The organism is bacterium (genome assembly GCA_024226335.1).
GTDB lineage: Bacteria > Myxococcota_A > UBA9160 > SZUA-336 > SZUA-336 > JAAELY01.
In genome coordinates, this window is sequence record JAAELY010000502.1 from 1 (window position 1) to 2,763 (window position 2,763).

Annotated in this window: 3 protein-coding genes; all 3 read right to left on the reverse strand. The window is 60.9% G+C overall.

What is annotated here, in order from left to right; translation table 11 throughout:
* The coding region (locus GY725_24715) for a hypothetical protein (protein MCP4007397.1) at positions 1–304 on the reverse strand (304 nt) is incomplete at its 3' end.
* Between the two features lie 104 nt (positions 305–408).
* Positions 409–1,035, reverse strand: a complete 627-nt coding sequence (locus tag GY725_24720) for a TetR/AcrR family transcriptional regulator (GenBank protein ID MCP4007398.1) — start codon at positions 1,033–1,035, stop codon at positions 409–411.
* Between the two features lie 530 nt (positions 1,036–1,565).
* Positions 1,566–2,763 (reverse strand): alpha-N-acetylglucosaminidase (locus GY725_24725; protein MCP4007399.1); only part of this gene is annotated, 1,198 nt, incomplete at its 5' end.

Sequence of the window (2,763 nt, forward strand, 5' to 3'; positions counted from 1 at the left end):
CCTCTTCCGGAAGATAGGCGGACAGATTGATCGCCTCGGAGGGATCACGCTCTAAATCGAAGAGATCGTACGCATGCGATGCCGCGTTTTTGCCCTCATGATAGTAGCGGATCAACTTCAAGTCTTCCGCCAACCGCGTTAGGTTCGGAGTGTCATAGTATTCCGAACCATACGGAGCGGAGTCAATCCAACCCATATCATCAATCAGGATTACAATGACATTAGGGGCCTTGGGCGCCGCCATCGCTCCGATTGGCGAGAAGAGGAGTCCGGACAGTGCCAGGATGATTACCGCTTTGTTCATCGTGTATTCCAGTTGGGGTTGTTGTCTATTCATTATTCCAGCCCTTAAAGGTCTTCGCTTCGGTCTCTCCGTAGATGAGCGAACGCTTGCGCTTTCATCGCCCATCAGCCTTCGACGGACTGCTTCAAGTACTCCTTCAACATCCGGAACTGCCCATGCACGAGGTCCGATTCTCCGTGCGTTCGAGAGAGCATAATCGCACCTTCGATAACGGACACGATGTAGCGAGCCAACTGTCGGACATCCACGTCTCGCGTAGGATGATGTGCCTGGACCGCCGCCTCCAGATGCGGCTGGAATTCCAGCGCCATCTCGTCGAAGCACTTCGCCAACCGCTCGCGAAAGGCGGGGTGCGTATCGCTCAATGTCGTGCTGAGGTTGCCGATGATGCAGCCACCCTTCCTCTTGCGGCGCCCGGCGACCATCTCACAAACGGCGTCCAGACGCCGAAAGACGTGCTGGAGCGGATCGTCACCAGAGTCGCCGCGCAGACGCTCTTCGATCCGGTCCAACTTCTGGCGACGCTCCTCCATGTGTCGGTCGATCACCGCGAACCCGAGCTCTTCCTTGCCTTGAAAGTGATGGAAGAACGCGCCGCTGGTCACCTCGGCGGCCTTGATGATTTCGCCCACCTTGGTGTCATGAAAGCCTTTGATAGCGAAGAGTTGCGCCGCTTCGCGTAGAATCCGGTCGCGCGTCTCGATCGCGCGTGGCTGCTTGAGCGTTCTCACGAGATCCTCCATAACAAACAGAGTGATTGGTATGTTCCATCATGGCAGGACATACCGCGGGCCGCAAGCGGGGCGAGCCACGAGGATTGGCGAAGGCACTTTTCGCTCCAAGACCACCCACCAGAAGGGAGATCGCAACTGCACCAGGTGGCGGACACCTCTGTAGTTCTTGAGTGCGCGCAAAGTGCTTGGGTCCGACACACCGCCCGCACGAATCATTCGGATTTGAAGGGAACACTGGAGCGCGGGCGGCGCAAATCCTGGCGCCGCGGTTCTGACATACGGACCGGCGACCTATCCTCAGAGGACGATGTGACCTGTGCAGCTAGCTGGCCCGTTGAGGGTTCGACAAGATGGTCGTTCGATGTCAGGAACCATTTCCTGGGCAAGAGGGGGGCGGTCACCTATTGTTGCCCTATTGTTTGCTTGCTGGTTTGTGTTAGCGGGTGATTGACGGGACTCTTCTTTTGATGCGGGTTGTTCGTCGCCCTCAAACCCTTGGCGGCGAAACGAGTTCTACCGTGCGGCCGCTACTGCTCGAAGGCGGGACCGTACTTCCTCCATAATTGCCGAGCCAGCGCGATGGCGTCGCCCCGCGGGTCGGTTGGGAGCGAGTCGCGTCGAGCGGACCAGTCGAGATCCCTTTGCCTGAGTTGTTTGTCCAACGCCTTAACATCCAGCGGCCGCTCTTCCGAAATCGCCGCGATCTCGGCGTCTAGGCGTCGCCGCCAGCGTTCGTGGTAGAAGTCGCTGATCATACCCGACCATTCCTTGCGGGCGTAGTCGAGGGTGTGCCCGCCCGAGCCCCAGCAGGTCAGCACGCGCCGGGCGTTCCATTCCAGCCGCGCACGCTCGGCGTCAGTATCTCCCCAGCGTCGCGCGTCGGCAAGCCAACGGCCCAGTAGGAATTCGCGCCGCGTTGCCAGCAGTTCGTCCATGTCGAGGAGCAACTGAAGGAACTCGTCGGCGGCAGCACGCATCGCGTTGGCGTCACCGGCGCCGTGCGCCTCGACGACCTTGCGTTGCAGCGCGGCCGCATGGTTCGAGAGCGTCTGTCGGGCGACGTTGACCAGATCGAATCGATAGGCGTCGATGTCACCGCATTCGTCCGCGGCGAGCAAGAGGCGGCGCCAGGCCTCGGCCAGAGGGGTGTTGTCGTACGGCGCATCGCCGATCGGCCGCAGTGTCGGAAAGCGGTCCAGCGCCGACCGCATCCGGTGCGGCGCCTGGTAGACCGTTTCGTGGAGCAGACGCCAGGCCGCCTCGGCGTCGGCGTTCTCGCGACCGTATCGTCGGCGAGCGTAGTCGACGATCCAGGCGTCCAGGTCGACCGGCGCATCGCGCCAAGCGGCCTCGAGCATCAGGTCGTATACAACCGGGTTGACGTCGAGCGCCTCGTTGACGAACCCCAGTCCGACTAGTCGACCGCAGTTCGGATCGCGTCGTGCTGCCCAGAGTCCGGCGTTGTTTCCTTCGAGATTCCCGCCGAGATGAACCGCGCCGCCGAAACTCTGGATGTTACACCGCAGCCACGGTTTGCCGCAGAACGCCTCAGTCTGATTCCACATCGGCGTCTGCTCGCAGAAGAGGTCGAGCAGCAGCATGCGGCGGTCGTCAACCGCGTCGAGAAAGGCCCGGAATCGCGGCTGCGTCCAGAAGGTCCGCTTGTACATGAACGCCCAGCCCTGCAAAACCCAGATCGCCTTTGGATCGCTCTTGGCCATGCCG